The following is a 17,598-nucleotide window of genomic DNA, read 5'->3' on the forward strand; positions in this document are numbered from 1 at the left end:
ACTATCAAAAGCATCTGAAATTCAGATGCTTTTTTTATTTATTATAAAGAAACTCTTGATTGTGACTATAGTTACAGACTTATCAATTTTTGCGATATATTTTTGTTTCATAATTTATAAAATCTATTATGAAAAACAGACATATATTATTGGCTACAAGTATTTTGAGTCTCAATGTTTGGTCACAAGATACAATTCCACTTTCTAAAACCGATTTACAAGCAAAGGTTATAGAAAACAATCTCCAAATTAAAATCGCAGAGAAAAATTATCAGGTGTCAAAAGCGGATTACAATCAATCAAAGTCCGTCTATTTGCCTAATGTGACTGCATCGCATACTGGATATATAACTACTAATCCTTTAATGGCTTTTGGTTCCAAATTAAATCAGGAAGTTTTAACTGCAGCCGATTTTAATCCTACTTTGTTGAACGATCCTAAACGAACACAAAACTTTGCAACTAAAATTGAAGTACAGCAGCCTCTAATCAATTTTGATGGTTTCTACGGCAGACAGGCCGCAAAAGCAAAAATGGAAGCCTATGATTTACAAACTGAACGTACCAAAGAATATTTAGAACTGGAAATCAATAAAGCCTATATGCAATTGCAATTGGCATACAAAGCCATTAAAGTCTTGCAAAAAGCGGAAACTACTGCTAAAGCTAATTTAAAGTTGGTCGAAAACTATTTTAAAAACGGAATGTTGCAAAAAACTGATTTGTTAAATGTACAAGTACGCGTTAATGAAATTGTAAATCAATTGCAATACGCAAAATCAAATGTTCAAAATGCTTCTGATTATTTAGCTTTCTTATTAAATGAAGAAAATACTGCTAAAATATACAAACCTACAGAAGAGTTGGAGAATTCAATAACACCTTACTCCGTTGAAACCAAAATATCTGAGGAACGAAAAGATATTCAAGCGATGAAAAAATCGGCTTATGCGTATCAAAAAATGTTTCAGTCTTCTAAACTTGGTCTTTTACCTCGTTTGAATGCTTTTGGAAGCTATGAAATGTATGATAAAAACATCATAGGCATGAGAGCCAATGGATATTTAGTAGGCGCACAACTTTCCTGGAATGTTTTTGATGGATTAAAAACAATTACTAAAACTGAAAAAGCCAAAGCTGAATTCCAAAAAGCTGAAGTGGAAACAGAACAATATACAAAACAAAGCCAGCTTGAATTAAACAAAACGAACCGTCAGTTAAAAGATGCTGAAAATAAAGTAAATCTTTCCAAATTGGCCCATGAACAATCTCAAGAAGCATTCAGAATCAGAGAAAACAGATTCAAACAAGGTTTAGAAAAAACTACTGATTTGTTGCTTTCTGAAACACAAATGGCACAAAAAGAACTTGAATACTTACAAGCCGTTTTTGAATATAATTTTACAAAAAGCTACTTACAATTTTTAACAAAGTAGAATTAAGAAACAAGATAATAAACAAATAGATAATAGACGAATAGATAAAAGATGAAATCGAAGATTCACGAAGTCCTAAAAATAAAAAACAACATTATGAGTAAAAATATAATAGTAATAACATTAGTGTCAGCATTGGTTTTAACCTCATGTGGTGACAAAAAAGAAAAAGTCGTTGAACTAGAAGCAATTCCTGTAAAAATAAATGGAAAATTGGATACTAATAATAGTCCATTCATTACTGCAAGTGGAAAAATTGAAGCCGAAAATAGTGCTAATTTAAGCACAAGAATGATGGGTTATGTTACTAAAGTACATGTAAAAGTGGGGCAAAACGTTCGCGCTGGACAATTATTAGTCAGTGTAAACAGTACCGATTTACAAGCCAAAAAAGCGCAGGTTAATGCCTCAATCATTCAAGCGGAAGCTGCTTACAACAACGCTAAAAAAGATTATGATCGTTTTGTAAACCTTTTTGCACAACAAAGTGCTTCTCAAAAAGAACTGGACGACATTACGGCACGCTATGAAATGGCAAAAGCAGGCTTAGAAGCAGCAAAACAAATGCGTAATGAAATTCAGGCGCAGTTCTCTTATTCAAACATCACAGCGCCTTTTACTGGTGTAGTAACCAATACGTTTGTAAAAGAGGGTGATATGGCAAACCCTGGCATGCCGTTAGTAAGTGTTGAAGGTGCTTCAAAATTACAGGTGACAGCTATGGTTTCTGAAAGTGATATTGCTAATGTAAAACAAGGCATGAAAGTAAAAGTAACCATCAAATCACTAAACAAAGAAATATCAGGCAGAGTAACTGAAATAAGTTTATCAGCAAAAAATACCGGTGGTCAGTATTTAGTGAAAATAAATTTAGACAAAACAGATAAATCTATTTTATCAGGAATGTTTGTCAATGTTCAATTTCCAGTTGAAAGATCAGCTACTACTGCAACTTCTTCGGATAGAGTATTAATTCCAAAAGCAGCTTTAGTAAAACAAGGGCAATTAAACGGAATCTACACCATTGGAAATGGTAATGTGGCAATCTTAAGATGGTTGCGAATTGGAAAAACATTTGGAAACCAAGTAGAAGTTTTATCTGGTTTAACAGCTAATGAAGCATACATTGTTTCATCTAAAGGAAAATTGTTTAACGGAGCTAAAGTGAGTGTTCAGTAATCAGTCACGGTTTTCACTTTACAAATTGAAGCTCATAAACTAAAAATATATGGAAGGAATATCAGGTAAAATAGCCATTTTTTTCATCAACTCGAAATTAACCATTTTGTTGATGGTTGCACTGATGATTATTGGCACATATAGTTCGTTCTTAATTCCTAGGGAAGAAGAACCACAAATTGCCATACCAATGGCAGATATAATGGTAGGTTATCCAGGTGCCAGTCCATCGGAAGTGGAAAGCAGAGTGGTAAAACCATTAGAGAAAATTATATCAAATATAAAAGGTGTAGAACATGTTCACAGTATGGCTATGAACGGCCAAGCTATGATGATTGTTCAGTTTTATGTTGGCGAAGATATTGAACGTTCTTATGTAAAATTATATGACGAATTGATGAAGCACCAAGGAATGTTTCCTCAAAACGTGATGCAGCCAATGGTAAAAACACGCTCGATAGACGATGTTCCGATGTTAGGAATTACACTATGGAGTGATAAAATGGATGATTTTGAGTTACGCCAAGTAGCTGAAGAAGTTACCTCTGAAATTGAAAAAGTAAAAGACGTTGCAATTACTAAAGAAATTGGAGGAAGAAACCGTCAGGTAAAAGTCATTTTAGATAAAGACAAGATGGCTGAAAACGGTGTGGATGCCTTAAGTATCATGCAAATGATTCAGGCAAACAACGGCAGTGCACAATCAGGTAGCTTTGTACAAAAAGACAAAGAATTTTTAGTAACAACGGGACAATTTTTAGCAACTTCTGAAGATGTTGAGAATTTGGTTGTAGGCGTCAATCAAAACATGCCTGTTTATTTAAAACAAGTAGCTTCTGTTCAGGATGGCCCGTCAACTCCAAAAAGTTATGTTTCTTTTGGCTATGGAAAAGGAAATGAAAAATTCAGTAAAAGTCCATCCGAATATCCAGCAATAACCATTTCTATTGCTAAAGTAAAAGGTGCTGATGCCATGAAAATTTCTGAAAAGATTATTGATCATGTGGAGAAATTAAAACAAAATTTAATCACCAATGATGTTCATGTAGAAATTACCAGAAACTACGGGGAAACAGCTTCTCATAAAGTTGGCGAGTTATTAATGCACTTAGGAGTAGCCATCCTTGCTGTTACACTATTAGTAATGTTAGCTATGGGCTGGAGAGGCGGTTTAGTCGTATTCTTCTCTGTACCATTAACATTTGCCCTGACTTTATTCAGTTATTATATGTTAGGCTACACTCTAAACCGTATCACGTTATTCGCATTGGTATTTGTGGTTGGTATAGTCGTAGATGACAGTATTATCATAGCTGAGAATATGCACAGGCATTTTAAAATGAAAAAACTGCCATTCAAACAAGCGGCAATTTATGCCATTAACGAAGTGGGTAACCCAACCATTTTAGCCACTTTTACTGTTATTGCAGCTATTTTACCAATGGCTTTTGTTTCGGGAATGATGGGGCCTTATATGAGTCCAATGCCTATTGGCGCATCTATTGCCATGTTATTGTCTTTATTTGTAGCTTTGACAGTCACACCATATTTAGGATATCACTTGTTACATGAAAAAGAAGAACAGGAACACAAGGAAGAACAAGGTTTAGAAACAAGTTGGATTTATAGAATATACAAAAGAATAGAACAGCCTATGCTGGAAAGTTCTTCAAAAAGAAATCTAATGTTTGCCATTACAGTTTTCTTGTTATTGGGTTCTATTGCAATGTTCTTTACCAAATCGGTTGCTGTAAAAATGCTCCCTTTTGATAATAAAAATGAATTTCAAGTGGTGATTGATATGCCTGAAGGAACTACTTTAGAGAGAACAGCTGTAGTAACTAAAGAAATAGCGCAATACATATCAACGGTACCTGAAGTAGTGAATTATCAAAACTATATAGGAACCTCTGCTCCTATAACGTTCAACGGATTGGTTCGTCATTATGATATGCGAGGCGGAAGCAATATGGCAGATATCCAGGTAAATTTATTACACAAAGAAGATAGGGATTTACAAAGTCATGATTTAGCCAAAATTGTACGTCCTGAAATTCAAAAAATTGCCAAAAAATATGGTGCCAATGTAAAAGTGATTGAAGTGCCGCCCGGACCACCAGTACTATCCACCTTAGTAGCTGAAGTTTACGGTCCCGATTACAAGGAGCAAATTAAAGTTGCCAACCAAGTAAAAGACATTTTAAACAACACCCCAGATATCGTAGATGTTGATTGGTATGTGGAAGATGCTCAAACCGAGTACAAATTAAATGTAGATAAAGAAAAAGCCATGTTAAACGGCATTGCACCACAACAAATTGTGGGTAATTTGACGTATCTGCTTCGAGAAATGCCAGTTACTAATTTATATGACGAACGTTCTAATGATCCTGTAGGTATTGTTCTTTCTTTAGATGATAAAGACAAAACCTCATTAGACGATTTGAAAAATTTGAAAATCAAAGGAAGCAGAGGCAATGTGGTTCCTGTAAGTGATTTAGTGGAAGTAAAACAAGATACACTACAAAAAACAATTTACAGAAAAGATCAAAAAAGAGTAGTTTATGTTACTGGTGATATGGCGGGTGCTTTAGAGAGTCCAGTTTATGCTATCCTAGGTATGGAAGAAAAACTTCAAAAAATGAAATTACCTAAAGGTTATAACGTAAACGAAATTTACATGGGACAACCAGAAAGTGAAAGTGATTTTACTGTAAAATGGGATGGTGAATGGCAGATTACGTTGGAAGTGTTTCGTGATTTAGGTGCCGCGTTTATGGTTGTAATCATCATTATCTACATGTTGATTGTAGGTTGGTTCCAAAACTTTAAAACCCCGATTGTAATGATGGTAGCCATTCCGTTATCCTTAGTTGGTATTGTATTAGGACACTGGTTGTTAGGCGCTTATTTCACTGCAACTTCATTTATTGGAATGATTGCACTGGCAGGGGTTATGGTTCGAAATTCGGTACTGCTCATCGATTTTATCGAAATTCGATTGAATGACGGTATCCCAATGAAACAAGCTATTATCGAAGCGGGAGCTGTACGTACCACTCCTATCCTATTAACAACTGGTGCGGTGGTTATTGGTGCTTCCATTATATTATTTGACCCAATTTTCCAAGGACTTGCCATATCATTAGTAGCAGGTGCTATAGTATCGACCTTGTTAACATTGATTGTAGTACCATTGATCTACTATATCACAGAAAAGAAAAAATGGGAATCTAATTTATAATCGTAAACGAAACACTATGAAATTAGTAGTCATTACAGCTATAACAGAATATAGTAAGGATATAAAAAAAATATTGAAAACCTCTAATGTCAAAGCTTTTTCCTTTAAAGAAGTGACAGGTTATAAAGATATTTCTGAAGAAAATATCGATACCAATTGGTTTGGTTCAGAAATGAATGAAACAGATTCTGTTTTATTCTATGCGTTTGTTAATCTTAAAGATCTTGATTCGTTGTTTGTGAATATTGAAGCATTTAATGAGCAGCAAGAAACAATTTCAAAGATTCATGTGGTGTCTTTAGCTATTGAAAAAAACAATTTTTTAAAACAAAGATTATGAAAGATAGAATCATCAGAGCTTTTGCAGGAACATTTATCCTCACCAGCTTACTATTAGCACATTATATAGATTCCAATTGGTATTGGTTTACCGCATTTGTGGGAGCTAATTTATTACAATCATCTATTACAAAATGGTGCCTCTTGGAAGTCATTTTAACTAAATTAGGCGTACAAGATTAATTTTTATTTTCGTTAAATTTTTTCAAAATTGCTTTAAGTTGAGCTTTACGCTCAACTTTTTGCTTTTTTTCTTTAGCTTCTGCTTTATGTAGTTTATCATTATATTTTCTTATGTTTTCATTATTCTTTCTACTCATAAATACTTTCTTTTAATTTCATCTAAAGACAATTCAGTATTGATTAAATCGCCAATTATTTTTTCTCTTAAAACATTTATATCAGTTTCAAAATATTTAGCCCAATTTGTTAACTGCAGAATATTTCTGGCATTTTTAAGCCTTTTTTGAGTCTCTTTTGAAGTTCTTAAAATAGCCGTACCATTGTAATCAGGGTTGTTTTTATGTTGGTACAAAATATCATTTAGCTCTTTATCCCATTCCAAATAATATAGTTTATCAAAATCGTTATCGGGATAAAAATCTTCCCAATTAGCAAAACCAACTTTAAATTTTTCTTCTGACAAATTTTTATCAATTAATCTCCATTTACTATTCGCTAATCGTCCCCAATGATTAGATAATCTGTACATTCCTTCTTCAGTGTAATAATATTTACTACCAGATTCACTTGAATAGCTAACTTGAAAATCTTTTATACTTTGAAAACTTACCTCTTCAAAAACACAAAAAGTATTTTTAAATGAATTAGGTATAGGTCTAAAATGATTAATCATACTAAATACATTATTAACAACAAAATAACATATTTTGTAGCTTAACTAAGCATAAAAATTACATAAATAAGCTATTTTTGTGACGAATTAATTAAAATAACAAATGAAAAAAATAATTTTAGTAGTCCTTGCAGGAATTTTGTTTTCTTGTAATAGTAACAGTTACAAAGTTTCAGGAGAAATAAAAGGAATTTCTGATGGTACCAAAGTGTTCCTTGAAAAACGCGACTCTTTAAAAGGAATTGTTACCATTGATACTGTAAAAATTAAAAATGGTGTTTTTAACTTTGAGGGAGAGACTAATGAGCCTGAAATTCATAACATAAGAATAGACAATTTAAAAGGCGGATTCGTAATTGTATTAGAAAATGGAAACATTAAGGCTGAAATAAATAAAGACAGTATTTCAAAAGCCAAAATCACTGGAACATATAATAACGATGAATTACAAAAATTCAATAATCAGATTTCGAAAATTCAAACTAAAATAATGGATTTTCAAAATAAAAATAGAGCCTTGATTGTAGAAGCTCAGCAAAAAAATGATACAGCTTCTTTAAAAAAATTTCAAAAAGAATTTTCAAAATTTGGAGATGAATTTAAAATAGTGAATGAATCATATGTTGAAAAAAGCCCAAAATCTTTTTTGTCTGCACTTCTCATTGAAGGGATGTTTGCTGAAGTAGAACCAAAAATTCAAAAAATTCAAAAATATTATGATGCACTTGCTGATGACATAAAACAAACAAAACCTGGTAAAAGAATTAAACAAAAACTAAGTAAGTTTAAATCTGTAGAAATTGGTCAAAAAGCTCCAGATTTTTCAGGACCAACACCAGATGGTAAAACAATATCATTAAAACAATCTTTAGGAAAAGTAACTATTGTTGATTTTTGGGCGTCATGGTGCGAACCTTGTAGAAAAGAAAACCCTAATGTTGTTGCTTTGTATAATGAATTTCACTCAAAAGGACTAAATATTATTGGAGTTTCATTAGACAGAGAAGGTGGATCTGCACAATGGAAAGAAGCTATTGCAAAAGACAAGTTAGCTTGGAACCATATTTCAAATCTTAAATTCTGGGAAGATCCAATTGCAAAACAATATAATGTTCAAAGTATACCCTCAACATTTATCTTAGATAAAAACGGAATTATTGTTGCTAAAAATATTTCTGGAGCTGAATTAAAAGCAAAAATTAGTGAATTATTAGCTAAATAATAGCTTCAAAATATAGTTTTAAAAGCCTCATTTAATTTTGAGGCTTTTTTATTTTATTTATATCCAAAGACTTACAAAAAAGTTGAAAATAAAGTGCATTTTTTGTTTGCAAACAAAAAAAACAATTCTATATTTGCAACCGCTTTGAAGGCGAACTATTAAACAATAGTTGGGGAGATACTCAAGCGGCCAACGAGGACGGACTGTAAATCCGTTGGGAAACCTTCGCAGGTTCGAATCCTGCTCTCCCCACAAATAAAAAAACAAACGGTATCAAAACCCAGTAAATCTTATGATTTTACTGGGTTTTTGCTTTTTAGGTACTTTCAAAATATTCATTCAATCTTAAATCTTAAGGGGAAAAATCGAGACCCTTAAAAATTCTCAGATTTAGGGTCTCGCTAAATTCACTTAAGCCTTACAAACACTGTACTATCAGCCTGTTCACTATTCGGTTCAAATGATGTACATCTTGTTTGTTATTACTCAGAAATTTAAATTGAATAATAATTAAAAGGTTACCATTATGAAAACAAAAATCACTCTTCATTTTTATGCTAAAAGCACAAAAGTGAATGCTAACGGCAAATTACCAATTTATGTTCGACTAACTGTAAATGGCCAACGACTGGAATTTAGTTCTAAAAAATTCATAGAAAAAACGAAATGGTCATCTGAACTAGCTAAAATGAAAGGTAATACAGAAGAAGCTCGTTCAATCAATAGTTACCTTGATATGATGAGATCTAAGGTTTTGAGTGCAGAAATGGAATTACTACATAAAGAAGAGGAATTATCCATCGAAAATTTTCAATCGATACTACTTGAGAAAAATAAGAATCATAGAATGTTGATACCGGTCTTTCAAGATCATAATAATAAAATGAAAGAGCTTTTAGGTAAGAAATATGCTCCAGGAACATTACAGCGCTTTGAGGTTACTTTAAATCATATTCAGAACTTTCTTCAATGGAAATTCAATGCCACGGATATTAGAATTGATAAAATAGACCATTGCTTCATTACTGAACTTGAATTCTATTTAAGAAGCGTAAAAAACTGCAGTAATAATACATCCGTGAAGTATGTTCGTAATTTCAGAAAAATTATAAAAATCTGTTTAAATAATGATTGGTTAGAAAAGAATCCTTTTAGCAGATATGAAGGAAAAGTTATTGAAGTTGATAAAGAGTTTCTGACCGAAGAAGAGATACAAAAAATCTACACTAAAAAGTTCCCTAATACTCGTCTGGAATTAGTAAAGGATATATTTATTTTCTGTTGTTTTACCGGCTTGGCATATATCGATGTGCAACAATTACGAAAAGACCATTTGGGAATTGGCATCGATGGAAATAAATGGATATTCAAAAACAGACAAAAAACAGATACTCGCTCTAAAATACCCTTACTCCCTATTGCGGAAGAATTGATAGAGAAGTATTCCGACCACCCGAAATGCATAAATGAGGACAGAATTCTGCCAGTATTGAGCAATCAGAAAATGAATAGCTATCTAAAAGAAATTGGAGACGTCTGCGGCATTCCAAAAGAAATAACCTTCCATATGGCTAGACACTCTTTTGCAACCTCTGTAACACTTACTAATGGCGTGCCAATTGAAAGTGTAAGTAAAATGCTTGGTCATAAAAGTCTTAGAACTACTCAGCACTATGCTAAGATTGTAGACAAGAGAGTGAGCGATGATATGGCTATACTAAAGCAAAAATTATCAATACAAAATCTTCAAACCAAACAAGCATAATTAATATTCTAGGCGATTTACTAAAAATTTATCGCCTAGAATATTTCTTTAATATACCTTTTAGCCAATAATATGCTGTTCAATATCTTCATACTTTAAGCCTGCATATTGACAGAACTCTTCAATACTTACAAAGTTGTCTTTGGACTTATTTAAACCCTCCTTTATCTTCTGGAGAAGTCTTGTACTTTGACGGTAACTTTTCCCTGTAATACGTTGTATGTCCTTTGGGTAAATACATACTCTTTTAGGCTCTGATTTCATACTTTATCTATGCTTTTGATATGGCTTTGCTATACTCTATTTGTTGTCTTGAAGAGCTAAAATAGATAATTATTAGAATCGTTTTCGATGGTCATTTATGTTTTGTTTGGACATTTATATCATTTGATGTCATTTGGTTTAATATGATTAATTAAAGTGTTTTATTAATTATAATATTTGTTCTCAAATCCTTCAGGAATTGTTGCAACAAGATGAAGATTTATGAATTTGAACACGAATTATTAATCTAATCTATTTAAAATATTATGGCTAGACAGAAAGGCATAATTAAACTAAAAGGTACTATCGGGGATATTACTTTTTATAAAACACAAGACGGGCATTTGGCTCGAGAAAAAGGCGGAATTGATGCGAGCAGAATTGCGAGTGATCCAGCTTTTCAGAGAACAAGAGAAAACGGTTCTGAGTTTGGAAGAGCCGGAAAAGCCGGTAAGGTTTTGAGAACATCATTAAGAGGTTTGCTTTTAAATTCTGCCGATGGTAGAATGGTAAGCCGATTGACGCAGCGAATGGTAAAAGTTATTCAGGCTGACACAACCAGCGAGCGTGGTTTAAGAAATGTTATCGATGGTGAGGCTGAATTGCTGGCAGGTTTTGAATTCAACATTAGAGGAAAGTTGGGAACCAGTTTATTTGCTCCTTTTGTAGCAACCATTGATAGAGTAACTGGGGAAATCAAAGTTGATTTGGCTTCATTTATACCATCGAATATGATTGCTGCACCAACTGGAACAACGCACTTTAAAATTATTTCTGCGGGTACTGAAATCGATTTTGAAGCAGAAACTTTTGTTGAAGCTCATTCCGAAACGGCTATTTTGCCTTGGGATACTACAGCAACTGCCGCTATCAGTCAAACGAATTTGGTAACTGCGAATAGTACACATCCTTTATTTTTAGCATTAGGGATTGAGTTCTATCAACAGGTAAATGGTCAAATGTATCCTTTGAAAAATGGGGCTTTTAACCCATTGGCTTTGGTTTCTGTAAGTGGATTGTAATAGTGTCTAATCTTAAAATAGAGAATTTATGAACATTGTAGAGAGAGCTAAGGCTCCAACACCAAAGTTTTTCAGAGTTTTGAGAACCGTAGGTTTAGCATTATTGGCGGTAAGTGGTAGCATTGTTGCTGCTCCAGTAGCTTTGCCTGCGATTGTAGTTACAGTAGCTGGTTATGCTGCAGTTGCTGGTACTGTATTATCTGCTGTAAGTCAGGTTACGGTTGATGATGATGCAAAGCGTGAGCAGGAAATTGTAAAACGACTGCAGGAAGAAAACAAATATTTACCTCGTGATGGAATCAAATAATTCAATCCATGCGGGAACTGCAGCCGGAACCGTTTTAAGTATAGTGCCTAATATCAGTTCCGAAGATATTTTAAAAACGATTGTTTTGGCAATTGTCGGAGCAATTGTAAGTTTTACAGTCTCGTTACTATTAAAGAGGCTGACAAAATTCAAAAATAAATAGTGCTTCGATGTACTCAGCAACCATCCGGTTTTGATTGGTAACCTTTTCCGGATAATTAGAAAGCCTGGTCACGTGATCAGGCTTTTTTGTATGCTATCCTTCCTGAAATTGATTTAACGTTACTTCTTCAATTACTACCTCAGCATCTGAAGTATACAATCCGTTATACTTTGCAATATCGACGGCTTTAATTCTGCTGTCGAATATTCCAAAATAAATTCTCGATGATTTGGTTTTCCAAACATCTGTTTGGTACAAAATAAATAGTGTCATAGGCTGGTTATGTTATTGGCTTTTACTTTATCGCTTACAGTACCTGTACAGGATAGTTCTACGCAAATCATTAATAAGATTGATATTTTCGTGAAATTGCTTTTCCTTTAATTCCAAAAGGCGTAATGCCTGAATGTTTTTTTTGTGCTGTTCGTAATCTTCATAAATTTCTGTTACTCTTGGAAATAACTCTTTTTTAAATTCCTGCAATCGAATAAAAGGAATAACAGAACCTATTAAAAATTGATGCCAAAATTTTGATTTCCATAAACTGAAAGTTACCCAGTAGATATTTTCGCAATCTTCTTCGTTTTGGAAAATGAGTACAAAGCTATTTGTAAATGGTTCCTTCTGCGGTTTACCGCTGTTAAGTCCTTTGTTAAGGATAAATAAATGAGGTTTGCTGTAAATAGTGTCCTTTCTGTGGGTTTTAACGATGTAATTTATCATGGCTTCGGATTTTAGTTTAATGCTCAGTCCCTTCCTTACACAACATTTTTTTCAAAAGAAAAAAGAGTAAAAAAGAAAGCCTACTACCCCTGTGGAGGGGTTCAGAAAAGCAAGTTTTTCTGGAAAAATACTACCCGGATGGGTGGAGATTTTTACAGAAACCCGTAGGGTTTGAACTTGCTTTTTTGAAGACCGGAACTAATCTTTGCCTTCTTTTTTTCTCTTTTTTGTTTTGATTACGAATTGTTTCTTCTGAAATCCTGATCTTCATGAATTGAGAGCTAATCGTCTTGAAAGGGTTAGAAATTTTTGGGCATTTTGAATAAAAGAAACTTGTCAGTAAAACCAGAGTGCGTTTCAAAATGCCCAAAAATTTGTAACTCTTTCTTAGGACTTGATTTTTGGGGATGCCAAAAGCAGTGTTCAGTGAACAGTTAGCAGTATGCAGTGAGGTTTTTGTTCTGAAAATGGAAGGCATCTCCAAAAAATAACTATAAACCACTCCTAGTGCGGTGGCAGTAGCGGAAGCATGGGTATTGTTTCTTTATTTGTCAACTAAAGGTCTTCTGATTGGTTTTATGCCGGCTTGATGCCTTTATAGGTGTACAATATTCCGAACTTCGTTTACAAGAAATTGTGATTATGGAATTGTAAGGCATTGAGCTGGCGTGAAACCAATTATGGCAATGCTACTGGCAAATAAAGAAACAATACTTATGCGGGCAAAATTTGGCTTTGTGGGTGCTGTTTGGTTTCTGCGGTGGGATTAACTTGAATTAAAGAGAAAAGTTGCTTAGGAATTGTTACAGCGCTTACAAAGGCAATGCAAACACTACCGCTTTAAACACAAAGAAGCTAAAAACAGGAAACGGAAACTTCTTCTGGAATGAATTTAGCCTAAAAATTTCTGTTGAAAAACTGCGCTTGTTAAAGGTAGTGGCGAAGGGCGGTGTTTTTGGTAGCTGGTTGGTGCGATGGAAGCTGCCAAAAATGTTGCCCTGGAGCCACTACCCTGCGCGGCTGTTTTACATAATGACATCTTATAGTGCTTGGCTTTCCAAAAATACAATAACTAGGTCTGGCATGAACTATAAGACTGCATTATGTAACACAGCTTGGGGAAAAAAATTACTGGCACAAGTTGCGAAGCATATGTGTTTTTGTACTAAAAACTGTGACAGTATTTTTTTTAGAGCGTTGGCAAATAATTCTACTGAGCTACTCACATAATAAATGAAACGATTAATAATTACACTTAAGGAAATTAGCGAAATGAAGCAAACAAAGAACTTGCTTTAGGAATACTTGGACTAAAGACAGTTTTTGTGTAGCTGAATGAGATAATGACTATTATGCAAAAAAAAAGATGCTTACTTATTACAGCAAACATCTCTTTCATTTGAATAATATAACTAACACTTAAAATTTCATTTTTTGAATCCGAACCGCATTAAGGATTGCCAATAAAGCCACACCTACATCGGCAAAAACGGCTTCCCACATCGTGGCTAAACCTCCTGCACCGAGTATAAGCACAATCGCTTTTACGGTAAATGCTAATCCAATATTTTGCCACACAATTTTTTTAGTTTGTTTCCCAATATTGATTGCCATTGCAATTTTACTTGGTTTATCGTCTTGTATCACTACATCAGCCGTTTCTATGGTGGCATCGCTTCCTAATCCTCCCATAGCAATACCTACATCACTTAAAGCTACTACCGGAGCATCGTTTACACCATCACCAACAAAAGCGACGGTTTCCTTTTTAGACTTAATTTCTTTTACCTTGTTTACCTTGTCTTCGGGAAGTAAATCGCCAAAGGCATTGACAATTCCGAGTTTTTGAGCTACAAATTGTACCACTGTATTTTTATCGCCACTTAACATTGTTGTTTTGACACCTAACGATTTGAGCATTTCAATGGTAATTTGAGCATCTTCTTTGATACTATCGGCAATGGTAATGTATCCCGCAAATTTAGAATCGTATGCAATAGCGATTAAAGTATAAACAATACTTGTTGGATCAATATCATACGAAATAGAAAATTTGTCCATCAGTTTGAAATTACCAACCAATAATTCTTTGCCGTTTACAGTGGCTTTTAATCCGTGACCTGATATCTCTTCTGTATTTTGCAAAACTATTGATGTATCAATTGTTCCAACAAATTGATGAATAGCTGTAGCAACAGGATGGGTACTTTGTCCTTCAAGTGCATTGACCATTCGTAAAATTTCATTTTTATCGAATTCTGGCTTAATGACAACCTCCTGAACATTAAAAACGCCTTCGGTCATTGTTCCGGTTTTGTCCATTACTACGTTCTGAATAGTTGCCATTACATCAAGAAAATTGCTTCCTTTGAAAAGGATTCCGTTTTTACTGGCTGCACCAATTCCTCCAAAATATCCTAACGGAATACTGATTACTAAAGCGCAAGGGCACGAAATAACCAAGAATACTAGAGCTCTGTATAGCCATTCACTAAAAACATAATTATCAACAAACAGCATTGGCAAAACACAAATAGCAACAGCTAAAAACACTACAATAGGCGTATAAATTTTGGCAAACTTCCTTATGAATAGTTCTGTATGTGCTTTTTGTGCGGTGGCATTTTGTACTAATTCTAAAATTTTACTTAGCTTACTGTCTGTATATGCCGTGGTTACTTTTACTTGCGAAACAGTATTCAGATTTATCATTCCCGCTAAAACTGTTTCGCCTTTACTTTTTGTATCGGGTTTACTTTCTCCTGTTAAAGCCGCTGTGTTGAAGGATGCCGTTTCAGAAAGCAGTTCACCATCTAAACCCAATTTCTCCCCTGCTTTAAGCTGAATAATATCTCCAATTTTAGCTTCCGAAGCTTTTATGATTTTAGCCATCTTATTTTCAAGAATGGTTACTTCATCCGGTCGCTGGTCAAGTAACGATTTAATATTGGATTTTGCTCTTGTAACGGCTAATGTTTGGAATATTTCTCCAATGGCATAAAATAGCATTACCGCAACACCTTCGGGGTATTCACCAATAGCAAATGCTCCAATAGTTGCAATACTCATTAATAGAAACTCTGAAAATATTTCGCCTTTGCGCATACTTCCTACGGCTTCTTTTACTACCGGTAAACCGACAGGAATATAAGCTAAAATATACCACCCAATTCGCACCCAACCCTTAAACCAAGTTTGAGTAAAATAATTATCAAAACCTATTGCCACAAGTAACAATGTAAAGCTTATAATCGCCGGGACAAACATTTTAAAAGTACTTGTACTTTCGTGCGAATGTTCGTGATTATGACCATCGTCATCAGAATGCTTCTCGCTTTCGTGATTTATTTTATCCTCAAGTGTGCAGCATAGCTGCTTACCTGTTGCATCGTATTTATGCTGATGTTCCATATTGGATTATTTTAAGAATTAGCATTGATAATTTCCTGAATGTCTTTTGGTATTTCCATCGATTTTAATGGTGGCACATTTGAACCACCTGTATTACCCACCGGAATATGACCTACAAATGACTTAACGCCTCCAATGAGTAATCTTGGTATTTGTCCGATTACCTCTCTGGTACTTTTTATTTTAAAGCCAAATTGCAACATTTTCCAATGCACATAGGAATGCTCATAAGGATACTTTTGCCCTATAATGTGCGCCCGCTCTAAGTGATACCAAGCCATATTTAGGTTATCTATCTGTAAATTGTCCTTGAATGCTTCTAACTCTTTTTTATAAAAAGGAATTAGAATACTTGGCATTATTGTGTTAATTTTCATAACATTAAAGTATTAGTTAGTGTTCGTGTTCTCCACCTCCTTTAGAAGTTGCTAATAGATAGAACGCCCCTTTGATTACTATTTTTGCATCCGCAGGAATTTCCCCAACCAATTTGACTTCGGTATAACCTAAATCTGTAGTGCCAGGAACTACTTCAATGGCTTTAAAGTGAATTTCATTGTGTCCTTCTTCTTCGCCTTCTGCGTGTTCCGAATGGGCTTCGCCTTCTTTGTGTATATGCTCTTCTACTTTAGCTTTTGGTGCTTCTTCGCTGTGTTCTTCTTGAATGTAAATAAAATATTTATCTCCGTTTCTAACAATGGCATCTTTTGGCAATGCCTGAACCGTTTGATTGGTAATATTGATATTAGCAGCTACATACATTCCTGAAATTAAATCTTTAGCATCGCTTGGATTAATTTTTGCGTGTACGGCTACCGACTTACTTTCATTAGAAAAGGATTTATTAATACCGAATATTTTCCCTTTGATGGATTTGTTGGATTGATTGGTTAAAACAAAATCGACTTCCTGACCTACTGAAATTTTGCCTAAATCTTTTTCAAATACATTCAAATCCAAATGCATTTGGCTATTGTCAACCACTTCAAAAAGTGTCACTCCTGTTTCTGCAAAAGCGCCTTTGGTTATGCTTATTTTACCTACGTAACCACTAATTGGAGAAACAATAGGAATAAGTGAAGTACTTCCGCTTAAACTTACGTGTAATGCTTGTAGTTTATTTTTAGCGGCTTGTGCTCTTGCTCTTTCAACTGCTAATTTTGACTTTACTTCCTGAAATGTTTTGCGAGGATTTACATTTTCATCGCTCAATGTTTTTTGACGGTTGTATTCCAATTGCAGGTATTCAATGTTAGCAATGGCAGAATTATAATCTTCCTGCATTTCTGTAACTTCAAGATTTTGAATGGTTGCCAATGTTTTGCCTTTTGCAACAAATGTACCTTCTAACACATAAATATCTTTAACAACGCCTCCTATTAAAGTTGAAATATTAGCCATATTTTGTGGCGGAACTGCTGTATATCCGTTAGCTTTAATTACGGTATTAAGATTTTTCATTTCAATACTACCCGTTACAATACCAATGGTTTTGAATTGCGCTTCGGTCAACGCTACTTCGGTTTCTGACTTTTCTTCCTCGTGGGCTTCTTCGGTTTTCTTCTCGCCACAAGAATTTAGAAAAAAGAGAAAAGAAAATAGAACAAAGAGATTGAAGAACGAACCCAGATTATAATTTATTTTTAAAAATATATTTTTCATTTTGT

The 17,598-nt window shown here is 34.0% G+C and carries 16 protein-coding genes and 1 tRNA gene; 10 read left to right on the plus strand and 7 right to left on the minus strand.

Annotated features, from left to right (window positions below; genetic code table 11):
• Positions 1-128 precede the first annotated feature (128 nt).
• The 5 genes from BUC09_RS13750 to BUC09_RS13770 all read left to right on the plus strand — a co-directional run bounded on the left by BUC09_RS13750 (position 129) and on the right by BUC09_RS13770 (position 6,381).
• Positions 129-1,436, plus strand: a complete 1,308-nt coding sequence (locus BUC09_RS13750; protein ID WP_073312188.1) for a TolC family protein — start codon at positions 129-131, stop codon at positions 1,434-1,436.
• Between the two features lie 96 nt (positions 1,437-1,532).
• Positions 1,533-2,615: an efflux RND transporter periplasmic adaptor subunit gene (locus BUC09_RS13755; RefSeq protein WP_073312189.1), complete on the plus strand. Its 1,083-nt coding sequence runs from the start codon at positions 1,533-1,535 to the stop codon at positions 2,613-2,615.
• A 49-nt stretch (positions 2,616-2,664) separates the two neighbouring features.
• Complete coding sequence (locus BUC09_RS13760) at positions 2,665-5,859, plus strand: efflux RND transporter permease subunit (protein WP_073312190.1); 3,195 nt, start codon at positions 2,665-2,667, stop codon at positions 5,857-5,859.
• A 16-nt stretch (positions 5,860-5,875) separates the two neighbouring features.
• Positions 5,876-6,199: a hypothetical protein gene (locus BUC09_RS13765; RefSeq protein WP_073312191.1), complete on the plus strand. Its 324-nt coding sequence runs from the start codon at positions 5,876-5,878 to the stop codon at positions 6,197-6,199.
• A complete protein-coding gene (locus BUC09_RS13770) occupies positions 6,196-6,381 on the plus strand; it encodes a YgaP family membrane protein (protein WP_073312192.1) in 186 nt (61 codons plus the stop codon). Before BUC09_RS13765 ends, BUC09_RS13770 begins: the two co-directional genes overlap by 4 nt.
• Here BUC09_RS13770 and BUC09_RS14865 read toward each other — a convergent pair.
• Both BUC09_RS14865 and BUC09_RS13775 read right to left on the minus strand, forming a co-directional pair.
• Entirely contained in the window at positions 6,378-6,518 is a 141-nt protein-coding gene (locus tag BUC09_RS14865; RefSeq protein WP_200778497.1) for a hypothetical protein, read from the minus strand. The two genes, BUC09_RS13770 and BUC09_RS14865, sit on opposite strands and share 4 nt — an antisense overlap.
• Positions 6,515-7,054: a hypothetical protein gene (locus tag BUC09_RS13775; protein WP_073312193.1), complete on the minus strand. Its 540-nt coding sequence runs from the start codon at positions 7,052-7,054 to the stop codon at positions 6,515-6,517. The genes BUC09_RS14865 and BUC09_RS13775 overlap by 4 nt, the downstream gene beginning before the upstream one ends.
• A 103-nt stretch (positions 7,055-7,157) precedes the next feature.
• On the opposite strand from BUC09_RS13775, the gene BUC09_RS13780 reads away from it, so the two are divergent.
• From BUC09_RS13780 to BUC09_RS13805, 5 genes are all read left to right on the plus strand, one after another.
• On the plus strand, positions 7,158-8,276 hold the full coding sequence (locus BUC09_RS13780) for a TlpA disulfide reductase family protein (RefSeq protein ID WP_073312194.1): 1,119 nt from the start codon (positions 7,158-7,160) through the stop codon (positions 8,274-8,276).
• A 171-nt stretch (positions 8,277-8,447) separates the two neighbouring features.
• Positions 8,448-8,528 (plus strand) — tRNA-Tyr (locus BUC09_RS13785).
• A gap of 274 nt (positions 8,529-8,802) precedes the next feature.
• Entirely contained in the window at positions 8,803-10,041 is a 1,239-nt protein-coding gene (locus tag BUC09_RS13790) for a site-specific integrase (protein WP_023579469.1), read from the plus strand.
• 530 nt (positions 10,042-10,571) lie between these two features.
• Positions 10,572-11,327 (plus strand): hypothetical protein, encoded by a 756-nt coding sequence (locus BUC09_RS13800; RefSeq protein WP_023571585.1) that lies wholly within the window; start codon positions 10,572-10,574, stop codon positions 11,325-11,327.
• Between the two features lie 28 nt (positions 11,328-11,355).
• Positions 11,356-11,634 carry a hypothetical protein gene (locus BUC09_RS13805; protein ID WP_023571586.1) on the plus strand — a complete coding sequence of 93 codons (279 nt, stop codon included), beginning with the start codon at positions 11,356-11,358 and terminating at the stop codon, positions 11,632-11,634.
• A 256-nt stretch (positions 11,635-11,890) separates the two neighbouring features.
• On the opposite strand, the gene BUC09_RS13810 is transcribed toward BUC09_RS13805, so the two are convergent.
• The 5 genes from BUC09_RS13810 to BUC09_RS13835 form a co-directional block, all read right to left on the minus strand.
• Complete coding sequence (locus BUC09_RS13810; protein WP_023579470.1) at positions 11,891-12,070, minus strand: hypothetical protein; 180 nt, start codon at positions 12,068-12,070, stop codon at positions 11,891-11,893.
• A gap of 27 nt (positions 12,071-12,097) precedes the next feature.
• On the minus strand, positions 12,098-12,520 hold the full coding sequence (locus BUC09_RS13815) for a DUF6943 family protein (RefSeq protein WP_023571588.1): 423 nt from the start codon (positions 12,518-12,520) through the stop codon (positions 12,098-12,100).
• A gap of 1,419 nt (positions 12,521-13,939) precedes the next feature.
• Positions 13,940-15,931: a heavy metal translocating P-type ATPase gene (locus tag BUC09_RS13825; RefSeq protein ID WP_023579472.1), complete on the minus strand. Its 1,992-nt coding sequence runs from the start codon at positions 15,929-15,931 to the stop codon at positions 13,940-13,942.
• Positions 15,932-15,942: 11 nt separating this feature from the next.
• A complete protein-coding gene (locus BUC09_RS13830; protein WP_035118369.1) occupies positions 15,943-16,308 on the minus strand; it encodes a DUF3703 domain-containing protein in 366 nt (121 codons plus the stop codon).
• Positions 16,309-16,324: 16 nt separating this feature from the next.
• The gene (locus BUC09_RS13835; RefSeq protein ID WP_023571592.1) at positions 16,325-17,593 is read right to left on the minus strand and encodes an efflux RND transporter periplasmic adaptor subunit; all 1,269 of its coding nucleotides are present in this window, start codon (positions 17,591-17,593) and stop codon (positions 16,325-16,327) included.
• Positions 17,594-17,598 lie beyond the last annotated feature (5 nt).

Source organism: Flavobacterium terrae, assembly GCF_900142035.1.
GTDB classification, from domain to species: Bacteria; Bacteroidota; Bacteroidia; order Flavobacteriales; family Flavobacteriaceae; genus Flavobacterium; species Flavobacterium terrae.

Bases quoted from the DNA above. Each gene is read 5' to 3' on its own strand.
- BUC09_RS13750 (WP_073312188.1), top strand. From the start codon at position 129: ATGAAAAACAGACATATATTATTGGCTACAAGTATTTTGAGTCTCAAT.
- BUC09_RS13755 (WP_073312189.1), top strand. From the start codon at position 1,533: ATGAGTAAAAATATAATAGTAATAACATTAGTGTCAGCATTGGTTTTA.
- BUC09_RS13760 (WP_073312190.1), top strand. From the start codon at position 2,665: ATGGAAGGAATATCAGGTAAAATAGCCATTTTTTTCATCAACTCGAAA.
- BUC09_RS13765 (WP_073312191.1), top strand. From the start codon at position 5,876: ATGAAATTAGTAGTCATTACAGCTATAACAGAATATAGTAAGGATATA.
- BUC09_RS13770 (WP_073312192.1), top strand. From the start codon at position 6,196: ATGAAAGATAGAATCATCAGAGCTTTTGCAGGAACATTTATCCTCACC.
- BUC09_RS14865 (WP_200778497.1), bottom strand. From the start codon at position 6,518: ATGAGTAGAAAGAATAATGAAAACATAAGAAAATATAATGATAAACTA.
- BUC09_RS13775 (WP_073312193.1), bottom strand. From the start codon at position 7,054: ATGATTAATCATTTTAGACCTATACCTAATTCATTTAAAAATACTTTT.
- BUC09_RS13780 (WP_073312194.1), top strand. From the start codon at position 7,158: ATGAAAAAAATAATTTTAGTAGTCCTTGCAGGAATTTTGTTTTCTTGT.
- BUC09_RS13790 (WP_023579469.1), top strand. From the start codon at position 8,803: ATGAAAACAAAAATCACTCTTCATTTTTATGCTAAAAGCACAAAAGTG.
- BUC09_RS13800 (WP_023571585.1), top strand. From the start codon at position 10,572: ATGGCTAGACAGAAAGGCATAATTAAACTAAAAGGTACTATCGGGGAT.
- BUC09_RS13805 (WP_023571586.1), top strand. From the start codon at position 11,356: ATGAACATTGTAGAGAGAGCTAAGGCTCCAACACCAAAGTTTTTCAGA.
- BUC09_RS13810 (WP_023579470.1), bottom strand. From the start codon at position 12,070: ATGACACTATTTATTTTGTACCAAACAGATGTTTGGAAAACCAAATCA.
- BUC09_RS13815 (WP_023571588.1), bottom strand. From the start codon at position 12,520: ATGATAAATTACATCGTTAAAACCCACAGAAAGGACACTATTTACAGC.
- BUC09_RS13825 (WP_023579472.1), bottom strand. From the start codon at position 15,931: ATGGAACATCAGCATAAATACGATGCAACAGGTAAGCAGCTATGCTGC.
- BUC09_RS13830 (WP_035118369.1), bottom strand. From the start codon at position 16,308: ATGAAAATTAACACAATAATGCCAAGTATTCTAATTCCTTTTTATAAA.
- BUC09_RS13835 (WP_023571592.1), bottom strand. From the start codon at position 17,593: ATGAAAAATATATTTTTAAAAATAAATTATAATCTGGGTTCGTTCTTC.